General features: G+C 55.8%; 18 protein-coding genes and 1 riboswitch. Of the genes, 13 read left to right on the top strand and 5 right to left on the bottom strand.

Annotation, left to right across the window (positions count from 1 at the left end; genetic code table 11):
- Positions 1 to 43: 43 nt before the first annotated feature.
- Complete coding sequence (locus ACR0L9_RS10555) at positions 44 to 1,174, bottom strand: glycosyltransferase family 61 protein (protein WP_170596297.1); 1,131 nt, start codon at positions 1,172 to 1,174, stop codon at positions 44 to 46.
- Positions 1,175 to 1,696: 522 nt separating this feature from the next.
- Positions 1,697 to 2,569, bottom strand: coding sequence for a glycosyltransferase family 32 protein (locus tag ACR0L9_RS10550; RefSeq protein WP_480706332.1), 873 nt, complete (start codon positions 2,567 to 2,569; stop codon positions 1,697 to 1,699).
- Positions 2,570 to 3,043: 474 nt separating this feature from the next.
- On the opposite strand from ACR0L9_RS10550, the gene ACR0L9_RS10545 reads away from it, so the two are divergent.
- The 13 genes from ACR0L9_RS10545 to ACR0L9_RS10485 all read left to right on the top strand — a co-directional run bounded on the left by ACR0L9_RS10545 (position 3,044) and on the right by ACR0L9_RS10485 (position 13,452).
- Complete coding sequence (locus tag ACR0L9_RS10545) at positions 3,044 to 4,039, top strand: glycosyltransferase family 2 protein (RefSeq protein ID WP_480895599.1); 996 nt, start codon at positions 3,044 to 3,046, stop codon at positions 4,037 to 4,039.
- Between the two features lie 72 nt (positions 4,040 to 4,111).
- Positions 4,112 to 4,807 carry an FkbM family methyltransferase gene (locus tag ACR0L9_RS10540; protein WP_480895598.1) on the top strand — a complete coding sequence of 232 codons (696 nt, stop codon included), beginning with the start codon at positions 4,112 to 4,114 and terminating at the stop codon, positions 4,805 to 4,807.
- 396 nt (positions 4,808 to 5,203) lie between these two features.
- A riboswitch (TPP riboswitch) is annotated at positions 5,204 to 5,304 on the top strand.
- 79 nt (positions 5,305 to 5,383) lie between these two features.
- Positions 5,384 to 6,172 (top strand): bifunctional hydroxymethylpyrimidine kinase/phosphomethylpyrimidine kinase, encoded by a 789-nt coding sequence (gene thiD / locus ACR0L9_RS10535; RefSeq protein ID WP_480895597.1) that lies wholly within the window; start codon positions 5,384 to 5,386, stop codon positions 6,170 to 6,172.
- A complete protein-coding gene (locus ACR0L9_RS10530) occupies positions 6,169 to 7,197 on the top strand; it encodes an FAD-dependent oxidoreductase (RefSeq protein WP_170596306.1) in 1,029 nt (342 codons plus the stop codon). The genes thiD and ACR0L9_RS10530 overlap by 4 nt, the downstream gene beginning before the upstream one ends.
- Positions 7,194 to 7,391, top strand: coding sequence for a sulfur carrier protein ThiS (gene thiS, locus ACR0L9_RS10525; RefSeq protein ID WP_170596308.1), 198 nt, complete (start codon positions 7,194 to 7,196; stop codon positions 7,389 to 7,391). Before ACR0L9_RS10530 ends, thiS begins: the two co-directional genes overlap by 4 nt.
- Before the next feature lies 1 nt (position 7,392).
- A complete protein-coding gene (locus ACR0L9_RS10520) occupies positions 7,393 to 8,163 on the top strand; it encodes a thiazole synthase (protein WP_480895596.1) in 771 nt (256 codons plus the stop codon).
- The gene (locus tag ACR0L9_RS10515) at positions 8,160 to 8,756 is read left to right on the top strand and encodes a thiamine phosphate synthase (protein ID WP_170465689.1); all 597 of its coding nucleotides are present in this window, start codon (positions 8,160 to 8,162) and stop codon (positions 8,754 to 8,756) included. The genes ACR0L9_RS10520 and ACR0L9_RS10515 overlap by 4 nt, the downstream gene beginning before the upstream one ends.
- Complete coding sequence (locus ACR0L9_RS10510) at positions 8,753 to 9,721, top strand: HesA/MoeB/ThiF family protein (RefSeq protein WP_170395061.1); 969 nt, start codon at positions 8,753 to 8,755, stop codon at positions 9,719 to 9,721. The genes ACR0L9_RS10515 and ACR0L9_RS10510 overlap by 4 nt, the downstream gene beginning before the upstream one ends.
- Positions 9,722 to 9,763: 42 nt before the next feature.
- Positions 9,764 to 10,672, top strand: coding sequence for an ABC transporter substrate-binding protein (locus ACR0L9_RS10505; protein WP_480895761.1), 909 nt, complete (start codon positions 9,764 to 9,766; stop codon positions 10,670 to 10,672).
- The gene (gene tenA, locus ACR0L9_RS10500) at positions 10,669 to 11,340 is read left to right on the top strand and encodes a thiaminase II (protein WP_223118545.1); all 672 of its coding nucleotides are present in this window, start codon (positions 10,669 to 10,671) and stop codon (positions 11,338 to 11,340) included. The genes ACR0L9_RS10505 and tenA overlap by 4 nt, the downstream gene beginning before the upstream one ends.
- Positions 11,337 to 12,062 carry an ABC transporter ATP-binding protein gene (locus ACR0L9_RS10495; RefSeq protein ID WP_480895595.1) on the top strand — a complete coding sequence of 242 codons (726 nt, stop codon included), beginning with the start codon at positions 11,337 to 11,339 and terminating at the stop codon, positions 12,060 to 12,062. The genes tenA and ACR0L9_RS10495 overlap by 4 nt, the downstream gene beginning before the upstream one ends.
- Positions 12,059 to 12,712 carry a TenA family protein gene (locus tag ACR0L9_RS10490; protein ID WP_480895594.1) on the top strand — a complete coding sequence of 218 codons (654 nt, stop codon included), beginning with the start codon at positions 12,059 to 12,061 and terminating at the stop codon, positions 12,710 to 12,712. Before ACR0L9_RS10495 ends, ACR0L9_RS10490 begins: the two co-directional genes overlap by 4 nt.
- The gene (locus tag ACR0L9_RS10485; protein ID WP_480895593.1) at positions 12,709 to 13,452 is read left to right on the top strand and encodes an ABC transporter permease; all 744 of its coding nucleotides are present in this window, start codon (positions 12,709 to 12,711) and stop codon (positions 13,450 to 13,452) included. The genes ACR0L9_RS10490 and ACR0L9_RS10485 overlap by 4 nt, the downstream gene beginning before the upstream one ends.
- A gap of 258 nt (positions 13,453 to 13,710) precedes the next feature.
- Here the strand turns inward: ACR0L9_RS10485 and ACR0L9_RS10480 are convergent, their stop codons facing one another.
- The 3 genes from ACR0L9_RS10480 to ACR0L9_RS10470 all read right to left on the bottom strand — a co-directional run bounded on the left by ACR0L9_RS10480 (position 13,711) and on the right by ACR0L9_RS10470 (position 17,199).
- Positions 13,711 to 14,667: a glycosyltransferase family 2 protein gene (locus ACR0L9_RS10480; RefSeq protein ID WP_480895592.1), complete on the bottom strand. Its 957-nt coding sequence runs from the start codon at positions 14,665 to 14,667 to the stop codon at positions 13,711 to 13,713.
- On the bottom strand, positions 14,630 to 16,378 hold the full coding sequence (locus tag ACR0L9_RS10475) for an ABC transporter ATP-binding protein (RefSeq protein WP_480895591.1): 1,749 nt from the start codon (positions 16,376 to 16,378) through the stop codon (positions 14,630 to 14,632). The genes ACR0L9_RS10480 and ACR0L9_RS10475 overlap by 38 nt, the downstream gene beginning before the upstream one ends.
- A 137-nt stretch (positions 16,379 to 16,515) precedes the next feature.
- Positions 16,516 to 17,199 (bottom strand): DnaA N-terminal domain-containing protein, encoded by a 684-nt coding sequence (locus ACR0L9_RS10470; RefSeq protein WP_480895590.1) that lies wholly within the window; start codon positions 17,197 to 17,199, stop codon positions 16,516 to 16,518.
- Between the last annotated feature and the right edge of the window lie 421 nt (positions 17,200 to 17,620).

Raw genomic sequence — 17,620 nt, 5'->3', positions numbered from 1 at the left:
GCCTGATCCCGAGCTGTGTCGCGTATATCCAGGATTAGCTGCATTAGTCAGCGGGCTCTTGATGGATGGGAACCAGCTGGTCGCCAAGGGCTTTTTCCAGTTTTCGGATGGTTCGCCGCCGCTGCCGCCAGAACATTTCTTCCCAGGCCAGATCAGGTGAGACAAATCCTGCATCGGCAAGCATTTTATGCAATCTGGACATGTCAAGCTCTCCAAGTGAATGGCGGTTGGGCCGACCGCGCGAAGCCAATACCCAATCAGTGCGAATGGCATTGGCGACTAAAGGCTCTTGCCCGCAAAAGGCCGCTAGCTGAGCCGAGATATTGTGATGCACCGAAGAAGTGCGGCGCGGGATCATTGCAACCTGCTGATCTGGACGGCCTACCAGAGCAAAAAGATGCAGTGCCGACCCGTCTAGTGCAACGATCTGACGGGCGGCTTTGTAACGCGCGATCTGCTTTTCCATCGGGTGTTGTTCCGGATAGAAAATCTCGTACCCGTTCTGGCGCAAATTCTCTTCGAGAAACTCTTCTCCGATAACGCCACCCCGCCGTATTCCAAGACCTGCGCGCGAGATATAAAGCCGCTCCGGCCCATCAGGGGGAACGTCGGCGCCAAAATTTTGATGGATCAAGGCACGATATTCAGGCGTTCCCGCCACAATCGGACCCAGCCCAAACCCCTGACCGGGCACATGCAGATGTTCTATCTGAGTTGGCTCGGTCACCACTTTGATTGGAAGATCAATACCCAGAAGCGTAAAAAAATTATGCTGCATAGGGCGTGTTTCATCCCCATTGGCGGGTCGCTTGGGGGTAAAGAGGACCCCATCAATATCCTTCGCGATTGCCGGCAGCGGCCAAAGACGTGCGGTGCTTTCAGCCAGGAAATGACCAAAGTGTACCCATAACAGCCCGGCATAAAGCCAGCGACCCGACAATTGCGGCAAAGGGTCTGTTGGCGATACCGGTTGGGTGGTCATGGCACGCTTTCCCCGCCAAAGCGCCCCATGCGCGCAATATTCCCGGTCTTCAGTCAGAACACCGGCTTCCTGCACCGTATCGGAGACTGCGGGCGGAACCACGATAGCCCGCTCAAGTGCAACAAGTTCACGTGACCATCCTTGATCAGGCTGAGGAGGTTGGTTCAGATCATTATCGTTAAGCGTAGACATCTTTGTTCACACCCGGTCAGAGCGACCGGGTCGACAAAGACATGCTTTTAGTCGGTCTTCTGGTGTTAAAGGCCGGGATAGATGATCGGCGAATATCCTTGTGATCTGTAGCCAGCTTCTTTGACATTCGCCTATCCCATAAACTGGACCCCAGATTAATCCAAGATCTGTGTTCGGGCTTCATAACATTCGGCCCTATTCACCCCAGTATTCTGATATGGCCGTACCTGCGCCGCTGCAAGTAATCGTAGTGAAATTTCTACGCCAGAAAAAGTAAAGGCTCTATCCGTAGGAAGACAATCGAATATGTTGACAGTGTCGCAGTTTATCATCCTTGCCTGAAGCGACCGCCATTACTTTGATTGCCAAGTTGTTGCACGTTGTACTCAATACAGTGGCCGGTTGGGGAACTGTTTGCCGAACAACTTGGCACTACGGTGTTAGCAGATGACGCCTAGTGTTTTTGATTCCGATCGTCCGAAACTTGGACACATACTGGCGCTTCTGACTTGCCCAGACATTTTAATCTTGGTCAACAGACTTCAGCACATCCTGTGGCATCGCCTTAGAGGGATCGATGTCATGTTTCTTGCATAGCTTGGCGACCTGGCTGTTGGGATGCGGCAAAGGAAACCCACCGTCCATATTGTATTTCTTGCGCATGCTTGAGCCGCCAATGTGATGAACCCCCAACGCGTTTTCATCGAGCGATATGCGGGAAAACCGCGGCCGAAAATAATTCAAGCGCATGGCTGTTGGTTCTTGGGAATAGAATGACTCGGGTGGCAGGGCGTGTTTAACTTCACCGTTTTTGCCCAGAAAATAAGAGATAGCCTGAGGCCCGAACGTATAAAATGGCAGCTGCGACAGGTTTTCCAACGGTACCGAGAAAGAGCCGTCTTCATTGGACTTGCCAATGGAAACATCAATATTTTTTTTCCACGGCCAGTCATTGGGGATCACGATCTCGGACCCGTTCATAAAGTCATGCATACCCTGCAATGTTGGAGAACTGTGCGGCAGCCGGAGAGCCGCGTTGTTAAAATAGCGTTTCTCTTTTGCGAAAATATACGGAATGTCGGGGATCGGCTGCATACACAACATATCGCAATCCATCCAGATTTCGTCGGATTCCCGAAGCATGTTGATCCTGAAAAAATCCGACAACGGGGCATAAGCGCTGTTTCGCTTTTCGTTTCGCCATATTTTCAGGTGGTCAGGCAAGAAAATACGTGCATCCGCATTTTCAACGCCCGGTGGTGTGTTCGTGATTTCTTTCAAAGAGTACAACTTGACCTTATGGCCGTGATCCACAAAGCTTTTGAGGCAGAGTTGCTCGAAAAAAGTCAGACTGGATCCATGCCAAAACGATGAAATTACTGGAGAAATTTCCATGCTGGATCAATGCCCGTTATATTTTTCGCTTGCTCCGCATTAGCATGGCTCCGGAATTCGATCCACTGGTTTAATGATCCCGATACAAGCGCAATTGTGATGGTGACCCAACCGTCCAATATGAACTGTCTGTAGCGCAGGTCCGCTAGTCAGAATTCTCGCACCTTTGTGTTTCGCGAAAAAGAACGAGCGGTAACGATCAAACTTTAGGGGCTCGCAATAAGCAGTAATTGTTTGGTTACCTCAACTTTGATCCAATTTTCTCAGTCCTCCCCGACAAAGGTCGCAAGATCACCCAAACTGTCTTAAATCGGATCGTCCAATAAGACCTCAGGATGCTCTTGCTTAAGGCGGAAAATTCACCGATCAAGGTTGCCACAAATCCAGACTTTTTGGGCAATAGAGGAAGCCGGTGACTCTAAAGACGTGCAATCAGGGATTTTGGCCCTTCCCAAACACAGGACTCCTTTAAAGATGGCCACCTGGGGTGTCGTTACCATGGTCAAAGAGCCGCCAGAGCTGGTGGCTATATTTGCTTCCTATTATGCGTCACTCGGCGCGCAAGAGATCTTTATCTTTATGGATGGTGATGATCCGAAAGCGCGGCAACTTCTGGCTCAGATACCGAACTGTCGCGGTGAAGTGATGGATGACACGTTTTTTCGAAGAAACTGGGACTGTGCTTATCCGGAGAACGTTAACAGACGCCAAAGACTGATAGCGACAAAAGCCTATCGAGAAGCAAAAGTCGATTGGATGCTTTTCCTCGATGCGGACGAGTATCTGCAAGCCGATGATTTTGCGCAAGAGCTTGCTGACCTGCCCTCGGATGTTGATACGATTTCAATTCCTAATGGCGAGCGTGTGTTTTCAACCGAGGACACCACACCCGGACTTTTTGGTGGTCTTATGCTGAAGCCTAAGCACACCCGCGGCTATGTCGCCCGAAGCTTATTCGGAGAAGAACGACTCAAATACAGCGACAGAGGATTTTGTGCGCATCGTTTCGGAAAAAGCGCCACCCGAACGGGGAAGAACATCAAATTAGGTGTTCATGCGCCACAGCGGTGGAGAGGCAACATCAAGCGACATGTTTCTCAACAATCGGTCATTTGTCACTTTGACGGACTGACCGAAATTCACTGGATGCTCAAATTGCTGAGATATCATGATATGGGAACATATGAATCACCTAAGGGCAGCAACGATTTCCGCTATGAACAGGTCCAATTCCTGAAAAATTCATCTTCTATGAATGCTGTTCAAGAGCTTCATGACATTATCCGAAAATACGACAAGGACACCGAAGAAAGACTGAGGGGTCATGGTCTTCTCGATGATGTGCAGGTCCGCCCTTTCCGGGGTTTGGATACTTATTATCCTGAACACGAGTTTGACTTGTCGGTTGAGTGGTTCAACGAGGTTCTGAAGACGAATATGTCGGACCTCTATGCGAGATTACCGACATGATGTTTGATGCAAATAGTCTGACCTTATGCAAAACATGCTCTACCGGCCGCTCATCCTTGGAATGGAGCAAGAATGACCGAAACGAACCCTGATGTTGCGATCCAGTACCGTGGATTGAAGATACCTTCATCGCCATTTCTGGACGAAACGATCATGAATCTGATCGAGCAGGACAATTATGAAAGCTGGGAAATGGATGGCGCTTTGAGCGTCGTTCAACCTGAGGATCGTATTCTGGAAATGGGCGCCGGGCTGGGTATCGTGAGTGGTGTTGTCGCGCTCGAGAACAAACCAGAGGCTATTCCCAGTTTTGAAGCCAATCCAAATCTAATTCCACACATCCGTCGTTTACATGCCCTAAATGGGCTTTCAGACCGGATCGAAGTCCGGAATGCGATACTAAGCGCCAATCCAAAGGATCCCGACTCTATTCCGTTTCATATTGACGCTTCATATCTAGGGTCTTCAGTTTTTGATAATGAAGGTGAATCAACAACATCAGTGCGCGTAGCTAAAGCGGACTTCGAAGCGGTGAAACGAGAGTTCGCTCCGACGGTTCTTGTGATGGATATTGAGGGGGCGGAACTGGATTTCTTGAGGAATGCGGACCTGTCGGGCATTCGAGCCATTGTTATTGAATTCCATCGCCTCATTTATGGGCACAAAGGTGTCCGGGCCTGTAAAAGGATTCTTTCGAACGCGGGTTTTCTACGGCTGGACGATTTGTCCTGGAGGGTTGTTTGGACCTGCACACGAGATCTTGGCTGAACCGCGTCATTGAGACGAGCATTTCCGAACTATGCGAATTGGCCAAGGCAGTTGAGCGCCCTGAAATGAAACGTTTAGCCGACTTGTGACCTGAATTTGCCCATAGCAATTTATTCGTTGCAACTATGTGCATCTGCGGACGGGAACTTGTGACAGGACCTCAAAGAACTGTTTCTGCCTTCAATCTCGGATCGCGGGGCTGGGTCAACGACCACGATGTCGGCGCTGGGTGTCCCTGTCTTATTGTGCCGTTTTCCGGTCATAGCATCTGGAAACACCACCATTTTGCGACACCGGCAACACCCCGAGTTAACTTCAAAGCTCAAAGCGAAGCCGCACCCATCATACGGTGTGCAACAAAACTGTTGACGAGACCTGATCTCATCAATAATCGGTAACCATCTGTTGGGGTGCCCCTCGGGGCTGAGATGCAGACATGCAAACCCATTGAACCTGACCCGGTTAGGACCGGCGGAGGAAACAGGCATACCGGGCGCCCCGTGTCACAACTCGTGTCACAACGCAGGCTACGGGTCTTTCCACGCACATCCTGACCATGACAATGAGGGATGTGCCATGGTTGCGACAGCATTGACGATTGCCGGTTCCGACAGCGGGGGCGGCGCGGGAATTCAGGCAGATCTTAAATCCTTCGGTGCAATGGGCGTGTTCGGTTGCAGCGTGGTGACCGCGATAACCGCGCAGAATACCTGTGACGTGACCGCAGTACATCCGGTACCCGACAATGTGGTCGCGGCTCAGATCAAGGCGGTCCTAGACGACATCCGCATAGACGCCATCAAGATCGGAATGCTGGGTACGCCATTATTGGTCGAAACAGTGGCCCGTGCATTGGAAGGTTTTTCCGGACCTGTCGTCCTCGACCCCGTCATGGTGGCGAAATCCGGGGTCGCCCTGCTTGAAGATAAAGCGATTGCCGCGCTGAAGCAGTATCTTCTGCCGCGCGCTGACCTGCTGACACCAAACCTGCCCGAGGCGGACAAGCTGCTGGGACAAACCCATAAGGGCGACAGTGCCGGACTGGTTGCGCCGTTGCTGGCGCTAGGTCCTAAGGCAGTTCTGATCAAGGGCGGCCATGCCGATGGCATTGATTGCCTTGATGTGCTGGCAAAGTCAGGGTTCGTTGTCACGCTGGGGGCACCGCGGATCGCGACCCGCAACACGCATGGTACTGGCTGCAGTTATTCCGCAGCAATTGCGGGCTGCCTTGCGCGCGGCATGGATCTTGAGACTGCGGTGCGGCGGGCGCATGGCTGGCTGCACGCTGCAATAAAACGTGCCGACGGGTTGGAGATTGGACAAGGCCATGGCCCGGTACATCATTTTCACGAGATGTGGGCATGAGCGCTGTCACCATTCTGGGTGCCGGGGTTGCCGGGCTTTGCGTTGCAGCCGAGCTGGTGTCACGCGGTGTTTCCGTACGGATGATCGACCCGGCAGGTCCCGTGAATACGCATTCCTGCAGCTGGTGGGCCGGGGGCATGTTGGCACCGGAATGCGAGGGCGCAGTCGCCGAACAGCCCGTTGTGGAACACGGGCGCAAAGCAGCGGATTGGTGGCAAAAGCAGGGGGCGCAGTTCGGCCAGGATGTGATCCGGAACGGTACCATGGTTGTCGCTTTGGGTCGGGATCAGAGCGAGCTGGTGACATTTGCACGGCGCACCGAAGGTGTGGAATGGCTGGACCGTGAGGGCATCGCCCTCCATGAGCCACATCTGGCCGAGCAATTCGGCAAGGCGTTGTTCATCGCGAGTGAAGCGCATCTCAATCCCCGCCCGATGTTGACCGGGTTGCATGCGCAGCTGGTGGCCTCGGGCGTTGAGTTTCTGACCACAAGCGAAACGCTGGGTCAGGTAATCGACTGCCGTGGTCTGGCCGCGCAGGATCGGCTGAGCGATTTGCGCGGGGTAAAGGGTGAGATGCTCATCGTGCGCTGCCCGGACCTGTCGCTATCGCGTCCCGTGCGGCTGCTGCATCCTCGTTTCCCGCTCTACATCGTACCGCGCGGCGATGGCGTATTCATGTTGGGCGCAACCCAGATCGAAAGTGGGCAGCGCACCCGCGCAAACCTGCGATCCGTGATGGAACTAATGAATGCGGCCTATGCGCTGCACCCGGCATTTGGTGAGGCCGAGCTGCTGGAAATTGGCGTCGATGCCCGCCCGGCCTTCGCGGACAATCAGCCGCGCATCCGCCATTTCGAAGATCGCATCATGGTGAACGGGCTGTTCCGGCATGGCTATCTGCTTGCTCCGGCGTTGGCGGGGATGGTGGCAGATCTGGTGACCTGCGGCACGCAGCCCGCGCTTTGGTACGAGAACTGCCAAAACACGAAAATCGCACACAAAACACTGGGGAGAACCACATGAAACTGATGGTGAATGGTGAGGCCGTCGAGGCCAAGGGCCCCAGCCTTGCCGATCTTCTGATCGAACTAGGCAAAGGCAATGACAAACTGGCCACGGCGGTGAACGAGGTGTTCGTTCCGGCATCAACACGTGCGGCGCAAATGCTTTCCGATGGGGACCGGATCGAGCTGGTTTCGCCGCGGCAGGGGGGCTGACATGCCGGAATTCTACGGCAAGGAAATAGCGTCGCGCCTGATGTTGGGCACCGCGCAGTATCCGTCGCCCGCAGTGCTCGCCGATGCGTTTCGACGTTCGGGCGCAGGCATTGCCACGGTGTCGCTGCGTCGCGAGGCGGGTGGTGAAAGGGCCGGGCAGGATTTCTGGTCTCTGATCCGTGATTTGGGTGTCGCGGTGTTGCCCAATACCGCCGGGTGCCACTCGGTACGCGAAGCGGTCACCACGGCGCAGATGGCGCGCGAACTGTTTGAGACCAACTGGATCAAGCTTGAAGTGATCGGCCATGCCGATACACTGCAGCCCGACCCGTTCGGCCTTGTGGAGGCGGCGCGCATCCTTGCCGACGAAGGGTTCGACGTCTTCCCCTATTGCACCGAAGATCTGGTGCTGTGCGAGAAACTGATCGAGGCAGGCTGCCGGGTACTGATGCCCTGGGGTGCGCCGATCGGCACCGGATTGGGGCTGAATAATCTCTACGGCCTGCGCTCGGTCCGGGCTCATTTCCCCGAGGTGCCTCTGGTGGTCGATGCAGGGCTGGGTCTGCCGTCGCAGGCGGCACAGGCCATCGAAATCGGCTATGACGCGGTGCTGCTGAACACGGCGGTCGCTAAGGCAGGTGATCCGGCGGCGATGGCCGAAGCGTTTGCGCGCGCGGTCGAAGCGGGGGCTTTGGCCTTCGGTGCCGATGCGATGGAACCACGCGACATGGCCGCGCCCTCGACCCCTGTTTTTGGAAAGGCCATGTTGTGATCTTGCCGTCGTTCTACCCGATCTTCGATGACATCTCATGGCTGCGCCGAATGCTGCCGCTCGGGGTGCGGTTGGTGCAGCTGCGCATCAAGGAACATCCCCTGGATGCGGTGCGCGCGCAGTTGGCGGAGGCGCGGGATTTGTGCCGCGACCACGGCGCGCTGTTGGTGGTCAATGACTATTGGGAACTGGCGATTGAGCTAGACTGCGACTGGGTGCACCTAGGGCAGGAAGATCTGGATACCGCTGACCTTGACGCGATCCGAGCTGCTGGATTGAAACTTGGAGTCTCAACCCATGACGAAGCAGAGCTTAAGCGTGCGCTGGCTTTGCGGCCTGACTATGTGGCACTCGGGCCCGTTCATCCGACCATTCTTAAAAAGATGAAATGGCACCAGCAGGGTGTCGAAAAGCTGACCGACTGGAAGGCGCGGATCGGACCTATTCCGCTTGTGGCGATAGGTGGCATGTCGGTCGAGCGCGCGCAGGGTGCGTTCGCCGCCGGGGCCGACATCGTGTCCGCCGTGACCGACATCACCTTGAAGGACGACCCAGAAGCCCGTGTACGCGAATGGCTAAGGATCTGCCTATGAGCCGCTATGCACGCCAGATTGCTGTACTTGGCTTTGGCGCGTCGGGGCAGGAAAACCTGCGCACCGCGCATGTACTGGTGATTGGCGCAGGAGGGCTTGCCGCACCAGTGCTGCAATATCTGGTCGGGGCCGGTGTGGGACGTATCCGTTTGGTTGATGCTGACAAGATCAGCCTGTCGAACCTGCACCGCCAAACGCTGTTCCGTGAACGCGACATAGGGCAATCCAAAGTGCAGGTGGCAGCACGTGAAATGATGGCGCTGAATGATGAGGTGCGGATCGAACCGGTCGAAACCCGCTTTGATCCGGCCAATGCCTCGCAACTTTGTCAGGGCATCAATCTGGTGCTGGATTGTGCCGACAGTTTTGCCGCCAGCTATGTGGCCTCGGATGTTTGCCTTGATGCCGATTTGCCGCTGATCAGCGCCAGCGTGGTGGGCTCGGAGGGCTATGTCGGGGGCTTCTGCCACAAGGCTCCGGGTCTGCGCGCGCTGTTCCCGGATCTGCCTGCAAGGCTGGGTTCCTGTGACGCCGATGGCGTGCTTGGCCCGACGGTGGGTATGATCGGCAGTCTGCAAGCGCAGATCGCGGTTGCGGTGCTGAGCGGGGACCTTACGCCAATGGGGCGTCTGGTGACCTATGAGGCCACCAGCATGCGCTTTGGCGGTTTTCGCTTTGACGGCGCGCCGGATCCCGCACCAGAGCCGGACTTCATAGCGCAAGAGATGCTTCGGGCCGACGATCTGGTAATCGACCTACGCGCCGCAGATGAAACTGGCCCGGAGCTGGCCGGGGCTCAGCGTCTCAGTGTCGATGAAATCGATCCGCGTGACCCCCTTTTGCAAAACAACAGACGCCTCATCCTTGCCTGCCGTTCCGGTCTTCGGGCCTGGCAGGCGGCGATGCGGATTTCCACGAAAAACGGGCCCGAAATCAAGCTTCTGGCCCTTGGTGACAACAACTGAAACGAGGAAACCGAATTGAAACATTTTCTGACCGTAGCGGCGATGCTGATGGCTACACCGACGCTGGCACAAGACAAGATGACTCTGCTGCTGGATTGGTTCGTAAACCCTGATCACGGTCCGATCATCGTAGCGCAGCAAAAAGGTTATTTCGCAGACCAGAATCTTGAGGTCGAGATTGTGCCGCCTGCTGATCCCTCGGCCCCACCGAAACTGGTGGCCGCTGGGCAGGGTGACATTGCCGTGAGCTATCAACCAAACCAGCACCTCCAGGTAGCCGAAGGTCTGCCGCTCATGCGTGTCGGCACGTTAGTGGCGACACCTCTCAGCTGCCTTTTGACGCTGAAGGACGGCCCAATCCAGGAAATCAGCCAGCTAAAGGGCGGCAAGATCGGGTTCTCAGTTGCCGGCGTAGAAGAAGCGGTGCTGAGTGCCATGCTGGGCAAGCACGGCGTCGCGCTGGACGAGATCGAGATGATCAACGTCAACTTCTCGCTCAGCCCCTCGGTCATGTCGGGGCAGGTCGATGCGGTGATAGGTGCCTATCGCAATTTTGAGCTGAATCAGATGGAAATCGAAGGCGCCGAAGGCCGATGCTTCTATGTCGAAGAAGAAGGGGTGCCAACATACGACGAGTTGATCTATGTCGCCAACCCCGAGCTGATGGACAAGGACAAGGTGCGCCGCTTCCTGCGCGCCACCGAGCTGGCCACGCAATACATCGTCAACAACCCGGATGAAAGCTGGGAGGTTTTCAAAAGCTACGCGGAAGAGCTGGACGACGAGCTGAATGCAAAGGCTTGGGTCGACACCCTACCCCGCTTTGCCTTGCGTCCTGAGGCGCTGGACGAAGGCCGTTATATCCGCTTCGAGGAATTTCTGGCCAAAAGCGGCCTAGTCGAGGGCACCCGCCCAGTATCGAAAATCGCGGTCGATCTGGGGGCACAATGAACTACGGCACCTCATTTGAGGCGTGGCGAGCGGCGGCCGGGGAAACCTGGCCTGCCTATACCCGCCACGCATTCGTGCGGGGCATGGGTGATGGAACCCTCCCGCGCGCGGCGTTTTTGCATTATCTCAAACAGGACTACGTTTTTTTGATCCATTTCGCCCGCGCTTGGGCGCTGGTGGTGACCAAGGCCGAGACCGTCGCGGATATGCGCCTCGCCGCGGGGACAGTGAATGCACTGATCAATGACGAGCTTGCCCTGCATATCGGCATCTGCGCCGAGGCTGGGATTTCCGAGGAAGAACTTATTGCAACGCAAGAGCGTCAGGCTAATCTTGCCTATACACGCTATGTGCTGGATGCCGGGCATTCAGGGGATATGCTTGATCTGCTGGCCACACTGGCCCCCTGCGTCATGGGCTATGGTGTGATCGGGGCGGAGCTTTCGGCGACAAAGACCTCGGAAACCTATGCCGATTGGATCAACACTTATGGCGGGGAAGATTACCAACAGGTCTGCTGCGATGTTGGCGCGCTGATCGATGGCGTGGTAGCGCGGCGAATCGGGGATGACCCGCAAAACTGCCCACGTTGGGCAAATCTTTGCGACCGCTTCCACAAGGCGACCGAGCTTGAGGTCGGCTTTTGGGGCATGGCATCGCAGCCATGAGCCCGGCCCCCGCCCTATATCTGCGCGGATCACTGTCGATTGGCGACACATCCATCGCGCACGGCATTGATCTGCGACTTGATGCAGGGCGGTGGACCTGTCTTCTGGGGGCCAGTGGTGTGGGCAAATCCACAGTGCTCAAGCTGCTGGCCGGACTGGGAGACCATGTTTCTTTGGACGGTGAAATCTGGGCCTCGGACGGTGGCGCGCTGGCCGGGCGGGTGGCCCTAATGGCGCAGAGTGATTTGTTGCTGCCTTGGCTATCAGCGCTCGACAATGTGGCAATAGGGGCACGATTGCGCGGCGAGACGCTTGACCGGGATCGAGCCGAGCACGTGCTGGAGCAAGTTGGGCTAGGCGCGCATCTAGACAAGAAACCGGGAGAGCTCTCCGGTGGGCAGAGACAGCGCGTGGCCTTGGCCCGAACCCTGATGGAAGACCGCCCCATTGTGCTGCTGGACGAACCTTTTTCCGCCCTTGATGCCCTGACTCGGGTGCATATGCAGGACCTCACCGCACAGCTGCTGAAGGGACGTACGGTGCTGCTTATCACCCATGACCCGGCCGAAGTGGCGCGGCTGGGGCAGAACATCATGATCATGACGCGCGACGGGCTGCACCCGGTCGAAACTCCAATGGGCAGCATCCCGCGCCCTGTTGATGATCCGGGCGTGCTGGGCATCCAGGCCGCGCTGCTTCAACAACTCAGGACGAACAGATGAGCGCAAGCGAAACTCTCAGGGCGCTGAACCAGAACAACTGGACAGCGGCCACGACACATGACTTTACCAATGCGCTGGCAACCGGAATGCTCGATCACGGCAAAATGGCTGGCTATTTACAGCAGGATTACCTTTTCGTGGAAGGCTTCGTGCGTCTGCTGGCCTCAGCAGTGGCGCATGCACCCAACCTCGCCGATGCTGTGCCGGGCGCGCGCTTTCTGGGCCAGATCTGCGGGCCAGAGAACACGTACTTCCTGCGTGCATTAGACGCGCTGGACGTGCCCCAGGCAAGCGAAGCCGCACCCGAAACCCTGGCGTTTCAGGCCCTGATGGACGAAGCCCGCACATCCGGGCGCTACGAGCGGATGCTGGCGGTGTTGGTGGTCGCGGAATGGGTCTATCTGGATTGGGCCAGCCCGGTCGAAGCCCGCGCCGAAGATCTGCCGTTCTGGCTGGGGGAATGGATCACTCTGCACTCAGGCGACGGGTTCGAAAGTGTGGTGGCCTATCTGCGTGAGCAATTGGACGCGATCTGGCCGACCCTTTCGGACCAGGCACAGGCCGAGGTCGCTGCAACCTTCGGCAAGGCCGTCGCCCTTGAGCGTGCCTTTTTCGATGCCGCATGGGCAGGCTTCCCGGTAGCCCGATGACAGGTTGGCGTGCGGGTATCGCCGCCACCGCAATGGCAGTAGCGCTTTGGCAACTGGTGGTTTGGGCCACCGGCTTGCCGCGTTTTATCTTGCCCCCGCCAGCGCTGGTTTCCGAAACCATTTGGAACAGCCGCAACCTTCTGCTGGAGCATGGGCTGGTCACCGCGACCGAAGTGCTGATCGGGCTGGCCCTTGGCGCAGTGCTGGGCGGGCTGTCGGCCATCGGCCTTGCCGCCTCACCGCTAGCACGCGCGCTGGTGCGACCAATTTTGGTGTTTTCCCAGACCATCCCCGTCTTTGCTCTGGCACCGATTCTGACCCTGTGGCTTGGCTTCGGGCTCGAGGCCAAAATCGCCATGGCGCTGCTGATCATTTATTTCCCGGTCACTTCGTCTTTCTTTGATGCACTGATGCGCAGTAATCGCGACTGGCTGGATCTGGCTCGGGTCATGGGGGCGTCGCCCGCCCGAGTAATGTGGCACATCCGTATTCCATCTGCTCTGCCCGGATTTGCCAGCGGCCTGCGTCTGGCTGCTGTCTATGCTCCCATCGGTGCCGTCATCGGTGAATGGGTCGGAGCGTCGCGTGGGCTGGGATATCTGATGTTGTTGGCCAATGGCCGTGCCAAAACCGACCTGATGTTCGCCGCGCTGATTGTGTTGGCGGTACTTACCATCATCCTGCACGCAACGGTCAACTCCCTGTGCAATCGGTACCTGGATCAGCGTGATCAGATATGAACAAAGTACTGACCATCGGTATACGCGAACGCGGAGATCGAATTTAATCGTGCCACCAGCTGTGATGAAAGAGCTCAATGCTAGAGTACATTGATTTCCAGAGCGTCATGTTAAACAAAGCTAATTGGTCGAGCGGCGAACACAAAGTGTGCCGCAGTCACTTGTCCAAGAGTCCTACCTTAAGGATCAACTTGAATTAAACCGAACCAGAACGCGTAGCGTCATGGTCTGAAGGTGGTTTATCATTGCCAGTGGCCACTACTTCCGCTGGTCAGGCCTCCGCATCCAGAGAAGTCGAATGGTTTCCGTAATTTTTGCAACGCGGATCACATAGTGAACGCCCCACACACCAAAGGCCTGTTTGGTTGAAAGGTCCTGGTTCCTCAGAAGGTTTTTCAACGTCTTGAAGGAAGGGATCAATTTCTGCACAGGCGGGATGTAATTTACGATGCCGCGCTTGGCATTGCGGCGCAGCCTAGCTCCCTCAATACGACGGGCTTTGGTGATGTGATCCCCAAGACTGTCGCGCGCCGGATGACGGACGATGGCGTCTTCGGCAAACACAATCGCTTCGCCCGCAGATTGAGCACGATCATTCCATTCCATGTCCCCGCCGGACAACACCGTGTCGTTGAACCGACCGATGCGATCCATAAGCTCCCGCCGTACGATCAGATTGGCCGTAACCGCACGCCCCCGTTCCACCCATTTTTTTTGCTCTAACCCCAAATGAACATCATATAGTTCGGTCGTCTTCCAATCCTGCCCGTTCGGGATCAGCACAACATTGCCGCCAAAGCGATTAACCTCGGGGTGGTCTTCGGCTATTTTCAACCCGGCCTCTAGATAGAGCGGGTCAGGCTGACAATCGGAGTCGGTGAAAAACAGCAGCTCCGAGGCGGCTTCTTCGATTCCTCGGTTGCGCGCTGCGTATGAGCCGGGTTTTGCCTCACTTAGAATGCGGGCGTTGGCGGGCAGGCGAAACCCGTTGGGCATGGGGTCGGTCGGGTCATTGTTGACTGCAAGTATCTCGAACTGGTTTGTGTTCAGTGTCTGAGAGGCGAGCCCATCCAGACAAAGCTGCAATTGGTCCCAGCTTTGATAGGTCGGGATGATCACTGACGCGCTCAGGGGCGAACGCGCCGGTGTAATGTCAGGCCGTTGGATCACGTCGGGATCATCCGGCATTGACGGCGTTCGAGTACTGATGGTCATACAGGGTTTTGAATGGCCCCGGTTTCTTCAGCAACTGTTGGGCGCTGCCCTGCTCAAGAACTTCACCAGCCTCAATCACCACGATCTTGTCCGCATGCATGATGGTTGAAAGCCTGTGAGCCACGATGATTGTCGTACGCCCTTCGGTCAGGCGGCCCAATGCCTCCTGAACCAGATGTTCCGACCGCGAGTCCAGCGCACTTGTCGGTTCGTCCAGCAGCAGGATCGGGCTGTCGCGCAAAAGCGCGCGCGCAATCGCAAGGCGCTGTTTTTGACCACCGGACAGGAAGGCACCATTTTCACCAACCAGAGTGTCAAAGCCTTTCTCAAGCGACATGATGAAGTCATAGGCATTCGCGGCCTTGGCAGCCTCGATCACATCGTCTTGCGAGGCACCCTCACGGCCAAATCGGATGTTGTCGGCGATTGAGGCCGAAAACAGAAACGTCTCTTGCCCGACGAACGACATGTTCTGGCGCAGTGATTTGAACGAGGCGTATTTGATATCCTGACCATCGATCGATACCGAACCACTGGTCGGGTCATAAAGGCGCAGGGCCAAATTCAAAATGGTCGACTTGCCGCCGCCGGACAGACCAACCAGAGCGGTGGTCTTGCCAGCTTCGAACGTCAACGAAAGCCCTTTCAGGATCGGATCGCGACGACGGTAGCCGAAAGTGACGTCGTCGAACACCACCTCTCGCGGACCATCAGGCAGGCTTTTGGGATTGGCCTCTTCCGGCAGAGTTTCAGGCTCGTCCAACATATTGAACAACATCTGCACCCGGCGCAGACCCAACTCCATCTTCACCCGCACCTTCGTCAGGCGCTTCGCGGGCTCGTAGGCCATCATCACAGCGGTCACGAACGACATCAGTTCACCCGGAGTGGACGCTGCAGCGCCAAACAGCTTACCAGCGCTCAACCCGATGACCGAGGCAATTGCAAACCCGGCCAGGATATCCGTCAGCGGGCTCGTCGCAGCTTGCAAACGCGCAAGCTTATTGCGCCGCTTCTCGACGCTTTTCACGGCCGAGTTCATCTTATTGGCCATGCGCTCTTCCAACCCGAAAGTCTTAACCACGCGAATGCCAGACGAGGTTTCCTGAATGACTTTCATGATCGCGCCCATCGATTGCAGTTCCATATCTGCAATCTCGCGAATCTTTCTGAGCAGTATCCTGATCCCTAAAACCGCCAGCGGGCCGACGATCAGGGTAAAAAGGGATAATATGGGTTGCTGATAGAACATAACAGCCAGCAGACCGATCAGGGTCAGCATATCGCGAACTGCCGTGGTCACCATTATCTCAATCACCGTACGCGCTGCCTGGGCCGTTTGTGTCACCTTCAACAACAAATCCGAGCTTTCTGTCAGGTTGAAGAATGAAACACCCTGCCGCAAAAGCTTATCGTAAAGCTTGATCTGTTGTTTCGAGACAATCCGGTTCCCGGCACGCGTAAGGGCCACAATCTGGACGTAGGTTGCAATGCCTTTGACCAGGAAGATCGTGAACACGGTCATCGAAACGCCAAAAATCTTGGCTGAGTTTTCACTGTCAAACAGCGAATCCACAACATCGCGCATGATAAAGGCGATACCCGCGGTTGTTGCCGCAACAAATACCATCGCGATGATCGCGATCGTATAAGGTACCGCTTGCTCGCGCATATTCTCGGAGAGAAGTCGCCACAGGACGGAATCACTCAATACAGCCGCAAATTTTGATTTGATCTTTTGCAATGCACATGTCCACTGTGATCAGGATTGAGCTTTGTCACATCTGACGCGCTCATAAACAGTTTCCGCTAGATAGTCGCCTGTTGCCAGTTGAGCAAGCCCGCGCCCTATTCTGCCGCTTCAATGCGAATTGTTCGAACCGAAGGGTCTACACGTGAATAAGCGGCCAAAACCCTCCCCGACCATTTCTGTGCAATGTAATCCGCCATGAAACGCGTTGGCGCAATCAGCGTCGCCAGGCCCCCTGCCCTTTCAGTTTCGTTCAGATGCTTGAACCAACTGGACCAAAGTTCTGGGTCACGCTCATGTAGGATCGATTGAACCTGTGCCCAAACGTCTTCACCCTGTGGCGGCGGAATCGATGGCTTTGACTGAAATGGCACAACATTGGTATCGCGCTCTGGCTTCTGCTGCATTCGTTCCTGGAAATCCGTTCCGATCACGGGCCAGGCTTCCATTGTGTCCAGCATGATCTGCTTGAGGTCGAGTTCATAAACCGCAACCCGACCCCGAGCGGCGGGTCGTTTGACCGCAATCCAGCCTGCGCTGCGCAGCTTAGCCATCTCACGTTTAACTGTGCGTTCGTTCACGGACCACAACCGAGCGATCTCTTCCCGGCCAATCGACAGTTCATTGGAGCGCCAGTTATAGCGCGTGGTAATTAATGTCATGATGCGAAGAACACTGCGATGACGATGCTTGTCACCTGATAAGGCGTGAACGGCGAGCGCCGACAAGATATCGTACTTCAGTGCAGGCGCATTTCGCCCGACCGGTTTCGCAACCTGCATCCGTTTCCTCACCGCTCTTTTATTGCCTCATGCGGGCTGATCCCGCCGTAATCGCGCCGTTTCCCAACGCTTTTCGTGATTGTTCACTGATTAGCGTCCAATACTTCGATTCTGTCAAGAGTTCGTTGAGATCACGCTATTTGATAGCTGCTATTCGCCATCAAAAAATAAAAGAAATAGGTGAATTTATGGTGATGGGGGGCATACAGGGTGTCCCCTTATAGAGTAATAATGTCCCCCTATATGCCGTATTTGCTTGAGTTGTGTCCCCCTAAATCTGGTAGGATATCCGAAGTCAGGACGATTGCAGAGAGCAGCAGCGTTCCGAATCGGTCAGCACTAGATACGGCCATATTTTCTTACCCGTGGGTAACATCACAACCTTACAATAATTTCTTTTGCCAAATATGCAAATCGGGCG

The sequence above is a fragment of the Ruegeria sp. I3 genome (assembly GCF_056532525.1).
This window is presented reverse-complemented; position numbering and strand designations above follow the sequence as displayed.

Bases quoted from the DNA above. Each gene is read 5' to 3' on its own strand.
- ACR0L9_RS10555 (WP_170596297.1), bottom strand. From the start codon at position 1,174: ATGTCTACGCTTAACGATAATGATCTGAACCAACCTCCTCAGCCTGAT.
- ACR0L9_RS10550 (WP_480706332.1), bottom strand. From the start codon at position 2,569: ATGGAAATTTCTCCAGTAATTTCATCGTTTTGGCATGGATCCAGTCTG.
- ACR0L9_RS10545 (WP_480895599.1), top strand. From the start codon at position 3,044: ATGGCCACCTGGGGTGTCGTTACCATGGTCAAAGAGCCGCCAGAGCTG.
- ACR0L9_RS10540 (WP_480895598.1), top strand. From the start codon at position 4,112: ATGACCGAAACGAACCCTGATGTTGCGATCCAGTACCGTGGATTGAAG.
- thiD (WP_480895597.1), top strand. From the start codon at position 5,384: ATGGTTGCGACAGCATTGACGATTGCCGGTTCCGACAGCGGGGGCGGC.
- ACR0L9_RS10530 (WP_170596306.1), top strand. From the start codon at position 6,169: ATGAGCGCTGTCACCATTCTGGGTGCCGGGGTTGCCGGGCTTTGCGTT.
- thiS (WP_170596308.1), top strand. From the start codon at position 7,194: ATGAAACTGATGGTGAATGGTGAGGCCGTCGAGGCCAAGGGCCCCAGC.
- ACR0L9_RS10520 (WP_480895596.1), top strand. From the start codon at position 7,393: ATGCCGGAATTCTACGGCAAGGAAATAGCGTCGCGCCTGATGTTGGGC.
- ACR0L9_RS10510 (WP_170395061.1), top strand. From the start codon at position 8,753: ATGAGCCGCTATGCACGCCAGATTGCTGTACTTGGCTTTGGCGCGTCG.
- ACR0L9_RS10505 (WP_480895761.1), top strand. From the start codon at position 9,764: ATGCTGATGGCTACACCGACGCTGGCACAAGACAAGATGACTCTGCTG.
- tenA (WP_223118545.1), top strand. From the start codon at position 10,669: ATGAACTACGGCACCTCATTTGAGGCGTGGCGAGCGGCGGCCGGGGAA.
- ACR0L9_RS10495 (WP_480895595.1), top strand. From the start codon at position 11,337: ATGAGCCCGGCCCCCGCCCTATATCTGCGCGGATCACTGTCGATTGGC.
- ACR0L9_RS10490 (WP_480895594.1), top strand. From the start codon at position 12,059: ATGAGCGCAAGCGAAACTCTCAGGGCGCTGAACCAGAACAACTGGACA.
- ACR0L9_RS10485 (WP_480895593.1), top strand. From the start codon at position 12,709: ATGACAGGTTGGCGTGCGGGTATCGCCGCCACCGCAATGGCAGTAGCG.
- ACR0L9_RS10480 (WP_480895592.1), bottom strand. From the start codon at position 14,667: ATGACCATCAGTACTCGAACGCCGTCAATGCCGGATGATCCCGACGTG.
- ACR0L9_RS10470 (WP_480895590.1), bottom strand. From the start codon at position 17,199: ATGCAGGTTGCGAAACCGGTCGGGCGAAATGCGCCTGCACTGAAGTAC.